We start from the raw sequence: 15,945 nt of genomic DNA, 5'->3' as shown, positions 1-15,945 counted from the left end.
GGCGCGGGCCGGCCGGGACCCCCGCCCGGCCCGCGCCGGCCGGTCCGGAACCGAGCCCGGGGTTCCGGCACGTCGGCGCCGGCATCGCGGGGAGCACGGGATACACGCCACCGCCTGTGCAACCGGGTCCGTCGCAGATTTGGCCATCCGATGACGATGCGACGCAACCCACTTCCGTCCGCCGGCCTCGCCACCTCGCCGCGATCGCCATCGTGGCGGTGCTCGTCGCCGGGATCCTCGGCGCCGGAATCGGTTTCGCACGCATGTCGGCCACCTCCCTGGACACCCCCGATCCCCCGGACGTGGAGGTCACGACCACCGCTGTCGAACTGACCTGGAACGGCGTGGCCGGGGCCACCGACTACGTGGTCACCCAGAACGAGGACGTGATCTATTCCGGGCCCGCCACCGAGTTCACTGCGCCCCGGCCGGTGCCCGGCATGTACACGTATCAGGTCGCCGCGCATGACGGCGGCCGGGTGTCGGACTTCTCCCGGAACTCCGAACAGGTCGATGTCTTCCTGACATGGGGCGAGTTGCAGCCCATCGCCGACCTGTACCACGACCTGATCCCGGCCACGCCGTTGAGCACCAACGGCTTCGACGCGATGCGCTGCTGGGGCGAGGACGGCGATCTCGCGTTCTCGTCGAGCAAACGCACCGTGTCGTGTACCCGCGACGCCGACGCCGCGACCGGCGACGACAGCGGGCGGCCGTCGGACCCGGGTGTGGCGGCGTATCAGGTGATCGTCGACACCTACGAGACCCCGGAGGAAGCGGTCGCGGCGGCGAAGGTGACCGCCCACGACCTCCGCGGCGTCGACTACACCACCGCGCAGGGGCACACCGGCACGCTGTACCTGTCGGACAAGCAGCGGGATCAGGGGCAGGCGATCCTCACCTTCGACGACGGCGACCACGCCCGGTCGGTGGTGTGGGTGGTCGTCCCGGGTGAGCCCGCCGCCGCAGCCGGCGACGTCCTGAGAAGGCTGCCGATCTGATGACTTCACCGACACCCTCGACGTCCCCCACCACGACACCGAGCTCGCGGCGCCGTTTCGAGTCGGGCCCGTGGCTGATCGGGCTGATCGTGCTCGTCGCCGCCGTGGTCGCGGTCGGCGGCTTCGTCGTGGTCCGGTCGGTGACCGCGCCCGACGCGCCGGACACCCCCGGCGGCCTGACCCTGCAGGCGCGACCGGGACGGGTGGTCGCGTCGTGGGACCCGGTCGCCGGGGCGTCGGCCTATCAGCTGCTCCGCGGCGGCGGCTACGTCGTCCACCAGGGACCCGAGACCTCGGCTGAGGACGTGAGTGTGCCTGCCGGAGAACACGATTACCGGGTCGTCGCGATCCGCGGGGGTGTGTACTCCGAGCCCGGGCCCGTGCAGCAGGTCCGGACGGGCGCGAGCTGGGGGGAGTTCGCGCCGCTGGTGGCGCAGTTCCCGGAGCTGCTCCCGCAGGCCCCCGACACCGCGGCGCAGTGGATGAACACCGAGTGCATCCGCCGATACTCCGGCGGTCGCGACGAGGTCGGGCCGTCGGAGACCGGAGCGGGTCAGGTGCGCACCGTGTTCGTCGTCCGATGTGCCGCGGGCTCGGTCGACCGCCCCTTCGGGGTGTTCTGGTTCGCATCCCGAGATGCGCTGAACGCGGAGTACTCGCGCTCCTCGGCGACGTCGCGGCCGGTGCGGTGGCGGCACGGGACGGGATTGATCGACGAGAACGGACGCGGGGTCTTCAAGATCACCGACGACGCGTCGCGCGAGCTGGCCATGATCGTCGTCCTCGAAACGGATGGACAGGACATTCTGGACATGATCGACTCGCTGCCGCTCTGAGCCGGGATCATCTGGCATCTCGACGCCGTCACGGCTGTGCCGGAACCGACCCCGCCGGGGTCGTCACGTGCGGCATGATGGCGTGGGGTGCCCACGGGGTCGGGTGCCCGACGTCGAGGGAAGGCGAATCCCATGCAGCGCTTGAGCGGACTGGACGCATCGTTTCTCTACCTCGAGACACGCTCGCAACTGATGCATGTCATCGGTCTGTTCGAGATCGATCCGAGCACCATGCCGGGCGGCTACCGCTTCGACAAACTCCGCGCCGAGATGGAACGACGCATCGCTGCCATACCCGCGTTCCGGCGGAAACTCGACAACTCGTTGTTCAACATCGACCACCCGGTGTGGATCGAGGACGACGACTTCGACATCGAGCGGCACGTGCACCGGGTCGGCGTGCCGGCCCCCGGCGGCGCCGGCGAGGTCGCCGAATTGTGCGGTCATCTGGCCGGGCAGACGCTCGACCGCGGCAAGCCGTTGTGGGAGCTGTGGATCATCGAGGGTCTCGCCGACGGCCGGGTCTGCGCGATGCTGCGCATGCACCACGCCGGGACCGACGGTGTGACGGGCGCCGAGATGCTCGCCCAGATGTGCACGCTCACGCCCGAACCGCCGGATCTCGACGCCGAGAAAGTGGGGGAGTCGGCCGGCCCGTCGTCGCGCGTCGCGATGGCCGCCGGCGGCGCGGTCAACTACTTCGTGCAGCGGCCCCTCGCCATGGCCAAGCTGCTCCCCCGCACGTTGAGCGTGCCTGTCGGCTGGTTCCGTCGGGCACAACAGGATTCGGCGATGCCCGCACCGTTCCGTGCCCCGCGGACTCGGTTCAACGCACCCATCACGCCGCACCGCAGCATCGCCGTCACCCAGCTCTCGCTCGACGATGTGAAGCGGGTGAAAGACCACTTCGAGGTGAAGCTCAACGACGTCGTGCTCGCGATGGTCGGCGGGGCGCTGCGCACCTACCTGCTCGGCCACGACGAGCTCCCCGATCGTCCGCTGGTGGGGATGGTCCCGGTCTCGGTGCACGGCGCCGACGAGAAGGACCTCGTCGTCGAGGGCACCAACAAGGTGACCGGCATGTTCACCCTGCTATCCTCCGACGAGCCCGACCCGGTCGCGCGGCTGCGGAAGCAGGCAGAGCTGAGCCGGACCTCGAAGGAGCACCACGCCGAGATCGACGCGAACATCCTGCGGTCCTGGGCGCAGTTCGCTCCCGGTACGACACTGTCCACCGCGATGAAGATCTACGGCGACCGCAACTGGGCGTCGGCGCATCCGCCGGTGTTCAACGTCCTGGTGTCCAACGTCGCCGGCCCGGATTTCCCGCTGTACTTCCTCGGCGCGCGCGTGACCGGCGTCTACCCGCTGGGCCCGATCATGCATGGCCTGGGACTCAACATCACGGTCTTCTCCGCCGACGGCAACCTCAACATCGGCATCGTCGGCTGTACCGATCAGACCCCGGACCCGTGGGCCATCGCGAACGCCTTCGACGACGAGATCAAGCAGCTGCTGGCCGCCTGCGACTGATCCGAGAGAACCGCATGACCCCTGGCCACGTTCTGTTCTCCGAGGAGCGGCCGGAGCTTGCGGAGGGTGCGACCACCCCCTGCTCGCTAACCCGAGAGAACGACATAACCATTGCTCCCTGAGGTGCGAGGAGCGCCAGCGACGAGCCACGAAGGGCCCAGTGACACAGGCTGCGGAGCCCTTCGTGGCTCGCTTCGCTCGCACCTCAGGGAGCTGAGATGTGGACCCTCAAGGGGGTTCTTCGTAGTCCACGACGGCCGCCCGGCCGCAGGTACTGAGGAGCGGGCCGGAGCTTGCGCAGGGCGCGACCACCCGCCGCACTAGCCCCCGGCGAGTTCGTCGAGCCAGACCCGCGCCGACGCATCCGAGGGTGAACGCCAGTCGCCGCGCGGGGACAGCGACCCGCCCGATCCGATCTTGGGGCCGTTGGGCATCGCCGAGCGCTTGAACTGGTTGCCCATGAACCGCTTCAGGAACACCTCGAGCCAGTGCTCGATGGTCGCGGTGTCGTACTCGTTGCGCTTGTCCTCGGTCAGCAGATCCGACCACGGGCCACGGCTGCGGTCACCCCACGCCTGGCGCGCGAGATAGGCGATCTTGCTCGGGCGATAACCGAAGCGCGTCAGGTGATAGAGGAAGAAGTCGTGCAGTTCGTAGGGGCCGACCGTGTCCTCGGTGCTCTGGATCCGGCCGTCGTCGCCGGCGGGGACGAGTTCGGGGGAGATGACGTCGTCGAGGATCTCGACGAGCGTCTCGGTGGTCTCGGCGGTGTGGTGTCCGCTGGTGATCATCCACCGGATCAGATGCTGGATCAGCGTTTTCGGCACCGACCCGTTCACGTTGTAGTGCGACATCTGGTCGCCGACGCCGTAGGTGCACCATCCGAGCGCGAGTTCGGAGAGGTCGCCGGTCCCGAGCACGATGGCACCGTTGGCGTTCGCGAGCCGGAACAGGTGTGAGGTCCGCTCACCGGCCTGCACGTTCTCGAAGGTGACGTCGTAGACCTTCTCGCCGCGCGCGTACGGATGGTCGAGGTCGGCGAGCATCTGCTCGCAGGACGGCCGAATGTCGATCTCCGCGCCGCTCACCCCGAGTGAGTTCATCAGCGCGTGGGCGCGTCGCAGCGTCGGGCCGCCGGTCGCGAAGCCGGGCATCGTGTAACCGAGGATGTTGGTGCGCGGCAGGCCGAGCCGGTCGAAGGTGTCGACCGCGACGAGGAGTGCGAGCGTCGAGTCCAGGCCACCGGACACCCCGATGACGATCTTCTCCAGACCCGTCGAGCGCAGTCGTTGGGCCAGGCCCTGGACCTGGATGGATCGGACCTCTGCGCAGCGTTCGTCGCGGTCGGCGGAATCCGCTGGGACATAAGGGAACCGGGGGACCACCCGCCGGACGACATCGTCGTCGGACAGGTCTCCGAAGTCGAAACCGATGCGACGCAGAGACTTCAAGCGTTCGGAGTGATCGCCGACCTGGTCCCGGAGGCTGATCATCCGCATGCGTTCCTGCCGCAGGCGGTCGAGATCGATGTCGGCGGTGATGATCTGGTCGATCGTCGCGAACTGTTCACTGCGGGCGAGGAGCGAACCGTTCTCGGTGATGAGGGCATCGCCGTCCCAGGCGAGGTCGGTGGTCGACTCGCCGTAACCGGCAGCGACGTACACGTGGGCCGAGATGGTCCGCGCGGAATGCCCGGTGCACAGGTTGGTGCGGTAGCTCTCCTTGCCGATGGTGACCGGGCTGCCCGACAGGTTGGCCAGCACGGTCGCGCCGCCGAGAGCCGCCCACGTACTCGGTGGGATCGCCACCCAGCCGTCTTCGCAGATCTCGACGAACAGTGCGAAACCCGGCAGATCGCGGGCCTCGAAGACGAGATCGGCACCGAACGGGACCTCGACGTCGCCGAACCGCACGGTCGTGGGGACCGCGTCGCGCGCCGCGGCGAAGAAGCGCTGCTCGTAGAACTCGCGGTAGTTCGGCAGGTACGACTTCGGGACCACCCCCAGGACCGCGCCGTCGTGGATCACGGCGGCGCAGTTGTACAGGCCGTCACCCACGCGCATCGGTAGTCCGACGCAGAGAACCGGCTTGAGCCCGGCACTGGCCGTCACGATGTCGTCGAGCGCGGTGCGGCAACCGTCGAGGAGGGCGTCCTGGTGGAAGAGGTCGTCGACGCTGTACCCGCACAGCCCGAGTTCGGGGAAGACGACCAGGCAGGCGCCGTCGTCAGCGGCCTGCGTCGCGAGTTCGACGGTGCGCGCGGCGTTGACCGCGGGTTCGGCGAGCGTCAGGACAGGTACGGCTCCGGCGACGCGGGCGAATCCGTTTGCGTAGACAGACACTCCGACACCCTAATCGCGGACAGGCCGTCGTGCGGGGTCCGCCGAACGCGCCGGCCGGGTGCAGCGCTAGGACCGCCACCACGTGTCGTCGACCTCGACGGGGGTGGTGCGCTTGTGCCGGTTGCGGTGCCAGGCCGCCTCGATCTTCTCCGCCGCGTCCTCGGGGATCTCGCGCCCCTCGAGGTAGTCGTCGATGTCGTCGTAGCGCAGGCCGAGTTCGTCCTCGTCGGTCTGTCCGGCCTTCTCGTCCAGCAGGTCGGCGGTCGGTACCTTCTCCCACAGCTGCTGCGGCGCATCCAGGTGGCGCAGGAGGGCACGCCCCTGCCGCTTGTTCAGGCCGGAAAGCGGCAGCACGTCGGCCGCACCGTCGCCGTGTTTGGTGAAGAAGCCGGTGACGTTCTCGGACGCATGATCGGAGCCGATCACCAGCAATCCGCGGTCACCGGCGAGGGCGTACTGCGCGACCATGCGGTGCCGCGCCTTGGCGTTGCCCTTGGTGAAGTCGGTGAGCCGGGTGCCGGTGGCCTGTTCGATCTCGTCGTCGAGGGCATCCACGCCGGGTGCCACGTTGACGGTCACGACCTCGTCGGCGCCGATGAACTCGAGGGCCGCGGCCGCGTCGTCCTCGTCGTGCTGCACGCGGTAGGGCAGCCGCATGCCCATGAAGGTCGCGTCACCGCCGTCGGACCGGATGCGTTCGGCGGCGAGCTGGGCGAGCTTCCCGGCCAGGCTGGAGTCGACGCCGCCGGAGATGCCGAGTACGTAACCCTTGGCGCCGGTGGCGCGGAGGTAGTCGACGAGGAATCCGACCCGCCGCTCCACCTCCTCGCCGGGGTCGATCGAGGGCTTCACGGCGAGGGCGTCGATGATGGTTCGCTGGATCTCACGCATGGTCCCAGTGTGCGCCATCGGTCACTCCTCGCGTGGGATCCGCACGCCGACGAGGTGGGCTTCGGGGTCCGGGGCCATCCCGATCCGGTCCCACTCGTGGGAGATGCCGACGACCGCATAAGCCGAGGTGGGGAAGCGTTCGATGTACCCGTGCGGATCGAGCGTCAGTGCGGTCGACGGCATCCCGGGCTCATGGCCGACGACGAGGACCGTCCGCGCGTCGGCGGGCGCGTGGACGCGGAGGGCCTCCAGGATCTCCTCGGGCGCGCCGCCGTAGATGTCCTCGACGAAGGTCACGGGCGCATCGATGCCGGTTCGGGCGAGCGTCTGGCGCGTTCGCGTCGATGTCGAGCACAGCACCGCGTCGATCCGCAGGCCCTCATCGGCCATCCAGCGCCCGGCGAGGGCGGCCTGCCGATCGCCGCGCTCGGCCAGCGGACGGTCGTGGTCGGGCGTCGCGGGCGGATAACCCGACTTGCCGTGCCGCATCAGGACCAGCGTGCGGGTCCGGCTCATGCGGCGCCGTGCCGGCCGCGGTCCCGGGCGTCGGATTCGGACCCCGACTCGGCGCCGATCATCCGCAGGACCCGCACGGTCGCGCGCCAGGCGGCGGCCTCCTGGCGGAGGTAGGCCGCGTGTTCGTCGTGACCGCGGGCCTCGGCCTCGTCGGCGGCGACGTCGAACTCCAGGTACTCGTCCACGGCACAGTCGATGAGCTCACCCACCGAGGTGCAGTCGGTGCAGGCCACCTCGATCGCGGCGGCGTCGAGGGTGGCCAGTCGTTCCAGATCTGACCGATAACGCATGGGTTCGAATCTACGTTGTCCGGGCAGGCAGTAGGTGTTACGACACCGTCGATGTCGCCCGGGACGACCCCGGCCGGGACCGCGACCGCGGCTCACCGCCGTTACCCTGGGGATCGTGCACACCTGGGTACCCGCGCTCCTCGCGGTGCTGGCCGCGTTGATGATCGCCGCCGGTACCGTGTTGCGTCAGCGCGCCTCCCGGGTCAACGGTGCGATCACCCCGGGATGGTGGGCCGGTGCGGCGATCGCGCTGTGCGGCTTCGGTTTGCAGGCCTCGGCACTCGGTCTCGGCTCCATCCTGCTCGTGCAACCGCTCGTCGTGCTCGCCGTCCTGTTCGCACTTCCGCTGGAGGCGTGGGCCGATCATCGACATCCGGCCCGTGTCGAGTGGGCGTGGGGCGGGGTTCTGGTCGCGTGCGTGGTGACGTTCCTGATCGTGGCGCGTCCCGAACCGTCGATGCGCCGCCCCGATGCTCTCCTACTGTGGGGCACTGTCGGGGCGGTCATCGGCGTCGTGGTCGCGCTGGTGATCCTCGCCCACCGTTCGAGTCCGCACTACAAGGCGCTGTTCTACGGGCTCGTCGCCGGCATCCTGTTCGGCGTGTCGGCGTTGCTGGTCAAGACCGTGATCTACCAGATCACGCACCACTTCTGGCGTACCTTCGTCCACCCCGAGATCTACCTGTTCGTGCTGGTGGTGGTCTGTGCGATCCTCGCCCAGCAGATGGGGTTCGGGGCCGGTGATCTGCAGACGTCGTTCCCGTCGATGACCGTCGCCGAGCCGGCCGTCGCGATGGTGCTCGGTGTCCTGCTGCTCGGTGAGAACCTGAAGGTGTCGGTGCCGACCGCGCTGTTCCTCGGCATCGTGCTCGCGATCATGGTGCGCGCTGTGTGCGAACTCGCGAAGCTGTCGGCCGTGCGCGGATACGAGCAGGCCGTGGCGGCGGAGGAGTCCGCCGCAGCCGACGCCGCAGCCGACGCGGGCCCGGCGGCGGGCGCGACGTCGCGCCCGGCGGGTTGACCGGCCGCGTCGACGTCAGACGTGCTCAGATCTCCTGGGAGATGCCCTCGGCCCACTCGGCGGCCTGCTTCGCCGGCTTGATGGGCGAGGAGTTGTCGTGGCGGGCGTGCTCGCCGACCTGGACCGCGCCGCGTTTGGTGAGCATCTCGGCGACGATCTCGCCGCCGCGGTTGAACGTGTCGTAGATCGAGTCCCCGAGGCCGAAGACCGCGAAGCGGAGACCGGTGAGGTCGGGGTTCACGCTCTCGAGTTCGTCGGCGAAGGGCTCGGCACCGGTCGGCAGCTCGCCTTCGCCGTAGGTCGAGCACACGATGACGAGGAAGTCCTCGGGGTCGAGATCCTCGACCGCGTACTCGCTCATGTCGTAGATCGACGGATCGTGGTCGGCGGCCAGCGTGTCGGCGATGGCGTCGGCGACGAGCTCACCGTTCCCGGTTTCGGTTCCGTAGAGGATGACGACCGACATGTGAACTCCTCTCGACGTCGGCGTTTTCGCTAAGCGAGGGTAGCCTAACCGGCTCGTCGGCGCGAAATCGCTGGTGGCGAGGGGTTGGAAGAAATACTTGGATGTCCTACTATATGGTGATACCGGCCATACCCCCAACGAAGTCGAAGGTGATCTCCGTGTCCGCTCCTGCTGTCTCCTCGATCCCGCACTACCTGAACGGCAAGCGCGTCACCGCCGAGGGCGGTCGCTTCGCCGACGTCTTCAATCCGAGCACCGGCGCCGTGCAGTCCCAGGTTCCGCTGGCGTCCACCGACGAGGTCGCCGCCGCGATCGCGACCGCATCGGCCGCGCAGAAGGAGTGGGCCGCCTGGAACCCGCAGCGCCGCGCCCGTGTCCTCATGCGGTTCGTCGACCTGGTGAACAAGAACGCCGACGAGCTCGCGACCACGCTGTCGCTCGAGCACGGCAAGACCCACGCCGACGCGCTCGGCGACATCCAGCGCGGCGTCGAGGTAATCGAGTTCGCGATCGGCATCCCGCACCTCATCAAGGGTGAGTTCACCGCGGGTGCCGGCGGCGGCATCGACGTGCACTCCATCCGTCAGCCGCTCGGGGTCGTCGCGGGCATCACCCCGTTCAACTTCCCGGCGATGATCCCGCTCTGGAAGGCCGGGCCCGCGCTCGCGTGCGGCAACGCCTTCATCCTCAAGCCCAGCGAGCGCGATCCGTCCGTGCCGGTGCGTCTCGCCGAGCTGTTCACCGAAGCCGGCCTGCCCGACGGCGTGTTCCAGGTCGTCCACGGCGACAAGGAAGCGGTCGACGCGCTGCTGACCCACCCGGACGTCAAGGCGCTCGGCTTCGTCGGCAGCTCCGACATCGCGCAGTACATCTACTCGACCGCGGCCGCCCACGGGAAGCGCTCACAGTGCTTCGGTGGCGCCAAGAACCACGCGATCATCATGCCCGACGCCAACCTCGACCAGGTCGTCGACGCGCTGATCGGTGCGGGCTACGGCAGCGCCGGTGAGCGCTGCATGGCGATCAGCGTCGCGGTCCCGGTCGGCGAGCAGACCGCAGACCGGTTGCGCGCCAAGCTGATCGACCGGGTCAACGCACTGCGCGTCGGTCACAGCCTGGACCCCAAGGCCGACTACGGCCCCCTGGTCACCGCCGCCGCCCTCGAGCGGGTCCGCGGGTTCATCGACAAGGGTGCCGAGGAAGGTGCCGAGGTCGTCATCGACGGACGTGAGCGCGCCAACAACGAGCAGACCTTCGGCGACGAGGACATCTCGAAGGGCTTCTTCATCGGCCCGACCCTGTTCGACCACGTCACCAAGGACATGACCATCTACACCGAGGAGATCTTCGGACCGGTCCTGTCGATCGTGCGTGCCGGCGACTACGAGGAGGCCCTCGCGCTGGCGTCGGACCACCAGTACGGCAACGGTGTCGCGATCTTCACCCAGGACGGCGACGCCGCCCGCGACTTCACGGCCCGCGTCGACGTCGGCATGGTCGGCGTGAACGTGCCGATCCCGGTTCCGGTGGCGTACTACACCTTCGGCGGATGGAAGCGCTCGGGCTTCGGCGACCTCAACCAGCACGGCCCGGCGTCGATCCAGTTCTACACCAAGACCAAGACGGTCACGACGCGGTGGCCGTCGGGCATCAAGGACGGCGCCGAATTCGTCATCCCGACGATGGACTGATCGGCGTTGACGACTTTCGCCGACGCCGCACTCGCCCGGCTCGACGGTGACGAACGTGTCATCGTCGAGACCGCGGCGGGTTTCGCGGCCAAGAAACTGGCGCCGTTCGCGCTCGAATGGGATGCCACGAACCACTTCCCGGTCGACGAGTTGCGTGAGGCGTCGGAACTCGGGATGGGTGCCATCTACTGTTCGGAGGACGCCGGCGGCAGTGGCCTGCGGCGCCTCGACGGGGTGCGCATCTTCGAGCAACTGGCGTACGCCGATCCGGCCGTCGCGTCGTTCCTGTCCATCCACAACATGTGCACGTGGATGGTCGACGAGTACGGCACCGACGAACAGCGTTCGACCTGGGTGCCGCGCCTGGCCACGATGGAGACGGTGGCGAGCTACTGCCTGACCGAGCCGGGTGCCGGCTCCGACGCGGCGGCGCTCGCCACGCGTGCCGAGCGGTCCGGCGACGAGTACGTGCTCACCGGGGTCAAACAGTTCATCTCCGGGGCCGGGTCGTCGGACCTCTACGTCATCATGGCGCGCACCGGTGACGCCGGACCCAAGGGCATCTCCACGTTCTTGGTCGAGAAGGACTCGCCCGGACTGAGTTTCGGGGCCCAGGAGCACAAGATGGGCTGGCATGCGCAGCCCACCGCCCAGGTCATCCTCGACGAGGTGCGGGTGCCCGCGGGCAACCTCCTCGGTGGCACCGAGGGCATCGGGTTCGGCATCGCGATGAACGGTCTGAACGGCGGCCGCATCAACATCGCGGCGTCGTCGCTCGGTGGGGCGCAAGCCGCCTTCGACAAGGCGGCGGCCTATGTCGCGAGTCGCCGCGCCTTCGGGAAGGCGCTCATCGACGAGCCGACGATCCGGTTCACCCTCGCCGACATGGCCACCTCGCTGCAGGCGTCCCGGCTCATGTTGTGGCAGGCGGCGACGGCGCTCGACGACGGCGCGCCCGACAAGGTCGAACAGTGCGCAATGGCGAAGCGTTTCGTCACCGACACCTGCTACGAGGTCGCCGACCAGGCGCTGCAGCTGCACGGCGGATACGGGTATCTCACCGAGTACGGAATCGAGAAAATCGTCCGCGACCTCCGTGTGCACCGCATCCTGGAGGGGACCAACGAGATCATGCGGGTCGTGCTCGGCCGTTCGATCGCGACCCGCTACCGGGACAGCTGAATTCGCTCACAACCACTTTCGTAGGAAGCAGAGACAATGACGACGATCGCCTTCCTCGGCCTCGGCAACATGGGTGGCCCGATGGCCGCCAACCTGGTGAAGGCCGGGCACACCGTTCGCGGGTTCGATCCGGTACCCGAGGCGGTGAAGACCGCACAGGACAACGGGATCGAGACCTTCCCGGCCGCGATCGAGGCCGTGTCCGCCGCCGAGGTCGTGATCACGATGCTGCCGAACGGCGGCATCGTGAAGAAGCTGTATGACGAGATCCTGCCGGCAACTCCGACCGGAGCCCTGTTCATCGACTCGTCGACGATCTCGGTCGACGACGCGCGGGACATCCACCAGCGCGCCACCGAACACGGCTTCGCACAGGTCGACGCCCCGGTCTCGGGTGGGGTGAAGGGTGCCGTCGCCGGCACCCTGGCGTTCATGGTCGGCGGCGAGGACGAGGCCTTCGCCGCAGCGCGCACGACCCTGGATCCGATGGCGGGCAAGATCATCCACTGCGGTGCCGCGGGTGCCGGCCAGGCCGCCAAGGTGTGCAACAACATGGTGCTCGCCGTCCAGCAGATCGCGGTGGGGGAGGCCTTCGTGCTCGCCCAGAAGCTGGGCCTCGACGACCAGGCGCTCTACGACGTGATCACCGGCGCCACCGGCAACTGCTGGGCTGTCGAGACCAACTGCCCCGTTCCCGGGCCGGTCCCGACCTCGCCGGCGAACAACGACTTCAAGCCGGGCTTCGCGACCGCCCTGATGAACAAGGACCTCGGTCTTGCGATGGACGCCGTCGTCAGCACCGGCGCCCGTGCGCCGTTGGGCACCCACGCCGCACAGCTCTACCGCGGCTTCGCCGAACAGCACGCTGACCTCGACTTCAGCGCGATCATCACGTCGCTGCACTAGGTCGTTCGCCGACCTCACGAGATCCGTATGACGTTGTGCCCGGTTTCCGGGCACAACGTCATACGCGTTTCAGGCGGCCGCTCGTCGGAGCACGGCCCTGACGTCCGCGGCGACCTGGGCGGGCCGGTCGACGAGGTCGGTCCACGTGAAGTTGAGGACAGTCCATCCGTTGGCGGTGAGCAGGTTGCGCTTGGTGCGGTCGCGCTGGAAGGCCGCGGCGTCGCGGTGGAAGGAGAAGCCGTCGATTTCGACTGCGACCTTCCTGTCGGGAAAGGCGAAATCGATGACGTAGCCGTAGGCGGGCATGTTCGGCATCCAGCCGGAGATCCCAGCGGCGGTCAGCAGTTCGGTGGTGAGTCGTTCGGCTTCCGATCGTGCTCCGTCGCCGAGGAGTTTCAGATAGGCAGCGACGCGCGGTGCTCCGTGCCGGTTGGGGTAGCGGTCGTTGGCGGCGCGGAGAGCGTCGAGGGTGACGCGGGTGCTGAGTAGTGCTGAATCGAGGATGCTGATCCCGAGGTCGAGGGAGGCGTCGAGGACGGTCAGCGCGGCGCTCGTTGTTCGGAGACCTTGATGCTCGGTGATGTCGTCGTCGTGTAGTCGCCGGAACCTGACCACCGCGGTCGCGGACGAGCGTCGGGCGCTGCCGCGGGTCGGGGTGTAGACGAGGTGTTTTCGGGGTTCGGTGTCGTGCAGGCCGAGCCACCAGGCGGCCGCTGGTCCGCCGAGTACCGCCATGTTGTGCACCGACAGGACCGCGATGCGGGCTTGAGCCCGGGCTGTGCGGTGGTGCCCGGCGACGAGGTACACCCCGCGTGCTACCGCTTTCCACTCGCCGGCAGCGACTTTGCGTTGGATCGTCGACGAGCTCGCACCGCAATCACGCGCTTCGCGGGTGGAGAACACGCCGTCTCGGCGGGCGGTCAGTTCGGCGAGGTCCATGGGGTTTCGACGCAGACGATCACCGCGCGGTTCCAACGCCGAGCAGCTGAGCGAATCCGTATGACGTCGAACCCGGATTCCGGGCACGACGTCATACGGATTCCGCGCGCCGTTTCAGAAGTCCCCGTTGTGCTTGCGAAGTGACTGGATGGCGCCGACGAGGCCGGTCATCTCGTCGTCGGACATGCCGACGTTGCCGAACACCTCGCGGTTGAGGGTCTCCGTGGCGTCGCCCACCGTCTTGCGGCCGAGGTCGGTGATCTCGACGAGCGTGGTACGTCCATCGGTGGGGTGCGGGACGCGGCGGACGAGCCCGCCCTCCTCGAGGCGACGGATCGCGTGGGTCACGCTGGTCACGTGGACCTGGAGCCGATCACTGGCCTTGGTGATCGGCAGGGACCCCTGACGCGAGAACGCCAGCAGGCGGAGCAGTTCGAAGCGGGAGAAGCTGAGATCGAACGGACGCAGGGCGGCCTCGACACGGGCGAGCAGGATCTGATGGGCGCGCATCACCGACGTCACCGCGACCATGCCGTCGGCCACCTCGCCCCACCCCGCCTGGGTCCAGTTCTCCCGTGCTTCGGCGATGGGGTCGAAATCCATGCTGCGCCCTGCCATACCGACACCCTAGTGGGGTGTCTCCGAAGGAGGCGAGACGTACCGACGGTGCGCGTGCCCTCGTCCGGCCGGTCAGGCACCAGGAGTTCGCCATCCGTCGATGATGGCCGTCGCCGCGGCCATCGGGTCGGCGCCGGCCGGGTAGTTGCCGGACAGGAGCAGCGTCGCGGTCCCGTGCACCTGTGCCCACAACGATGCGACGACGGTGTCGATGTCCGCGGTGCGGAGTGCGCCCGAGGAGATGGCTCGCTCGACTCCCTCGCGCAACGGCGTGATCGCACGGGTCGCGGCCGAGCGGGTCTCCTCGGTGCGCTCGACCCCGGCGAGCACGTCCCCGAACATCAGCTCGTAGAGGCGCGGATTCTCGAGCGCCCACCCGACGTAGGCGACCCCCAGGCCGGCGAGCGTCGCCGGGTCGGTTGCGGCGACGCTCGCGGAGCGCTGGGCCCGCGCGAACGAATCGAAGGCCCGCACCAGGATCGCGCGGGACAGGCCCTCCTTGTTGCCGAACAGCGAGTAGACGGCGGTGGTGGAAGTGTCGGCGGCGCGAGCGACCTCCCGCACCGACAGCGCACCGATGCCGTCGGCGGCCACCATGCGAACCGCCTCGTCGAGGAGCCGGACACGGACGTCTTCGGTGTGGGATCGGGGTCTTGCCATGTCCGCAATCGTTTCATAACATCGTTTCGTAACAACGTTACAAAATGTCCTGGAGGTCTCATGTCCGCTCGCCGAGCCGCCCGCATGACCAACGACGCCCCGCCGCCGGGCACGACGGTGTTCTTGATCGGGATGCGGGTGACGCGACCCTGGCGGGTACGCGCCTGGTTACCGGTGCTTACGTCGATGTCCCGGATGCTGATCCACCTCCGGCGCCGACCGGATGCGGGCATGCTCGACGCGCGCCTCTATCTGGGCGGTTCGCCGATGGTGTTGTCGTACTGGCGCAGCGCCGAGGATCTCCGACGGTTCGCGTCCGACCCCGACGCCCCGCATCTGTCCATGTGGCGGTGGTTCAATCGCGAGCTCGCCGACACCGACTCGGTCGGGATCTGGCACGAGACCTACGTCATCGGCGAACACGAGACCATCTCGAGCGGGATGCCCCCGCAGGGCCTGGCCCGGGCGGTCGGGTGGCACCCCGTGGGGCCGGGAACCGCAACCGCCTCGGCTCGGTTGACGCGCAACCGGCCGGCCCCGCAACGTGGCTGACCCAGGGCAGTTGCGTTCGCTCTTTCTCATTCATCAGTCGTGTCGTCTCAGCGAATGACGTCGACGATCATCTGGTCCCGAGTCGTCGACATCGGCGTCGATTTTTTGATGAGTCCAGTTCGGCGCCAAACGCTGAACATGGATAAACGATTCGTTAGCAATGACACTTAAAGATGATCCGTCCATTCTGGGCGATTTGCGTGAGAAGGGCGTGATGGACCGATTGATCGGTCGCCCCAAAGAACAACTGCTGCTTGTGGTTTGACAGCCTCCGTGTGAGTAATGAATCCACATTCGCTTTCCGAATGAGTTGATCTGAGAATCAGAGACACGGGCGAAAATCCACGCCTTTCGGAAAACTCATCCGAATGAACCATCGAATTTTCCGTGACCATTCTGAGACGTTTTTTCGCTGGTCTTTACTTCGCCTTTACTTACGTTTTACCTTTGCCGAAAAGGGATGTCGGCGAATGTTAATCGGGAGTATGGTCCGATTTGTCG

15 protein-coding genes and 1 pseudogene are annotated in these 15,945 nt (G+C 68.0%); 8 read left to right on the top strand and 8 right to left on the bottom strand.

Annotation, left to right across the window (positions count from 1 at the left end):
* The 3 genes and pseudogenes from JW364_RS15250 to JW364_RS15240 form a co-directional block, all read left to right on the top strand.
* Positions 1-1,001, top strand: a pseudogene (locus JW364_RS15250) (serine/threonine protein kinase); the annotation flags it as partial.
* Positions 1,001-1,837, top strand: coding sequence for a fibronectin type III domain-containing protein (locus JW364_RS15245; RefSeq protein WP_205334265.1), 837 nt, complete (start codon positions 1,001-1,003; stop codon positions 1,835-1,837). The pseudogene JW364_RS15250 and the gene JW364_RS15245, both read left to right, overlap by 1 nt.
* Positions 1,838-1,969: 132 nt before the next feature.
* Positions 1,970-3,370, top strand: coding sequence for a wax ester/triacylglycerol synthase family O-acyltransferase (locus JW364_RS15240; RefSeq protein WP_065629730.1), 1,401 nt, complete (start codon positions 1,970-1,972; stop codon positions 3,368-3,370).
* Between the two features lie 320 nt (positions 3,371-3,690).
* Here JW364_RS15240 and JW364_RS15235 read toward each other — a convergent pair whose 3' ends face one another.
* The 4 genes from JW364_RS15235 to JW364_RS15220 all read right to left on the bottom strand — a co-directional run bounded on the left by JW364_RS15235 (position 3,691) and on the right by JW364_RS15220 (position 7,409).
* Positions 3,691-5,712, bottom strand: coding sequence for an NAD(+) synthase (locus JW364_RS15235; protein ID WP_205334264.1), 2,022 nt, complete (start codon positions 5,710-5,712; stop codon positions 3,691-3,693).
* Positions 5,713-5,778: 66 nt separating this feature from the next.
* Positions 5,779-6,603 (bottom strand): ammonia-dependent NAD(+) synthetase, encoded by an 825-nt coding sequence (nadE, locus tag JW364_RS15230; protein WP_205334266.1) that lies wholly within the window; start codon positions 6,601-6,603, stop codon positions 5,779-5,781.
* Between the two features lie 21 nt (positions 6,604-6,624).
* Complete coding sequence (locus JW364_RS15225; RefSeq protein ID WP_065629727.1) at positions 6,625-7,119, bottom strand: histidine phosphatase family protein; 495 nt, start codon at positions 7,117-7,119, stop codon at positions 6,625-6,627.
* Positions 7,116-7,409: a hypothetical protein gene (locus JW364_RS15220; protein ID WP_058253832.1), complete on the bottom strand. Its 294-nt coding sequence runs from the start codon at positions 7,407-7,409 to the stop codon at positions 7,116-7,118. The genes JW364_RS15225 and JW364_RS15220 overlap by 4 nt, the downstream gene beginning before the upstream one ends.
* 115 nt (positions 7,410-7,524) lie before the next feature.
* On the opposite strand from JW364_RS15220, the gene JW364_RS15215 reads away from it, so the two are divergent.
* Positions 7,525-8,430, top strand: coding sequence for a DMT family transporter (locus JW364_RS15215; RefSeq protein WP_205334263.1), 906 nt, complete (start codon positions 7,525-7,527; stop codon positions 8,428-8,430).
* A gap of 25 nt (positions 8,431-8,455) precedes the next feature.
* Here the strand turns inward: JW364_RS15215 and JW364_RS15210 are convergent, their stop codons facing one another.
* Entirely contained in the window at positions 8,456-8,896 is a 441-nt protein-coding gene (locus JW364_RS15210; protein ID WP_058253830.1) for a flavodoxin domain-containing protein, read from the bottom strand.
* Positions 8,897-9,009: 113 nt separating this feature from the next.
* Here JW364_RS15210 and JW364_RS15205 point away from each other — a divergent pair, with 113 nt between their 5' ends.
* From JW364_RS15205 to mmsB, 3 genes are read left to right on the top strand one after another with little or no spacing between them, the layout of a single operon-like run.
* Complete coding sequence (locus JW364_RS15205) at positions 9,010-10,587, top strand: CoA-acylating methylmalonate-semialdehyde dehydrogenase (protein WP_171011659.1); 1,578 nt, start codon at positions 9,010-9,012, stop codon at positions 10,585-10,587.
* 6 nt (positions 10,588-10,593) lie between these two features.
* Entirely contained in the window at positions 10,594-11,769 is a 1,176-nt protein-coding gene (locus tag JW364_RS15200; protein ID WP_205334262.1) for an acyl-CoA dehydrogenase family protein, read from the top strand.
* 36 nt (positions 11,770-11,805) lie between these two features.
* The gene (mmsB, locus tag JW364_RS15195; RefSeq protein ID WP_068970983.1) at positions 11,806-12,675 is read left to right on the top strand and encodes a 3-hydroxyisobutyrate dehydrogenase; all 870 of its coding nucleotides are present in this window, start codon (positions 11,806-11,808) and stop codon (positions 12,673-12,675) included.
* A 69-nt stretch (positions 12,676-12,744) separates the two neighbouring features.
* On the opposite strand, the gene JW364_RS15190 is transcribed toward mmsB, so the two are convergent.
* From JW364_RS15190 to JW364_RS15180, 3 genes are all read right to left on the bottom strand, one after another.
* Complete coding sequence (locus JW364_RS15190) at positions 12,745-13,614, bottom strand: DUF559 domain-containing protein (protein WP_068970984.1); 870 nt, start codon at positions 13,612-13,614, stop codon at positions 12,745-12,747.
* Between the two features lie 114 nt (positions 13,615-13,728).
* Positions 13,729-14,232 carry a MarR family winged helix-turn-helix transcriptional regulator gene (locus JW364_RS15185; RefSeq protein WP_058253826.1) on the bottom strand — a complete coding sequence of 168 codons (504 nt, stop codon included), beginning with the start codon at positions 14,230-14,232 and terminating at the stop codon, positions 13,729-13,731.
* 72 nt (positions 14,233-14,304) lie between these two features.
* The gene (locus JW364_RS15180) at positions 14,305-14,901 is read right to left on the bottom strand and encodes a TetR/AcrR family transcriptional regulator (protein ID WP_068970985.1); all 597 of its coding nucleotides are present in this window, start codon (positions 14,899-14,901) and stop codon (positions 14,305-14,307) included.
* 51 nt (positions 14,902-14,952) lie between these two features.
* Here JW364_RS15180 and JW364_RS15175 point away from each other — a divergent pair, with 51 nt between their 5' ends.
* The gene (locus tag JW364_RS15175; RefSeq protein WP_068970986.1) at positions 14,953-15,444 is read left to right on the top strand and encodes a DUF4188 domain-containing protein; all 492 of its coding nucleotides are present in this window, start codon (positions 14,953-14,955) and stop codon (positions 15,442-15,444) included.
* Positions 15,445-15,945: the final 501 nt, after the last annotated feature.

The organism is Gordonia sp. BP-119 (genome assembly GCF_016924115.1).
Classification (GTDB): Bacteria; Actinomycetota; Actinomycetes; order Mycobacteriales; family Mycobacteriaceae; genus Gordonia; species Gordonia hongkongensis.
Note: the sequence above shows the minus strand (reverse complement) of the source record. Positions and strands in the feature narration are given on the sequence as shown.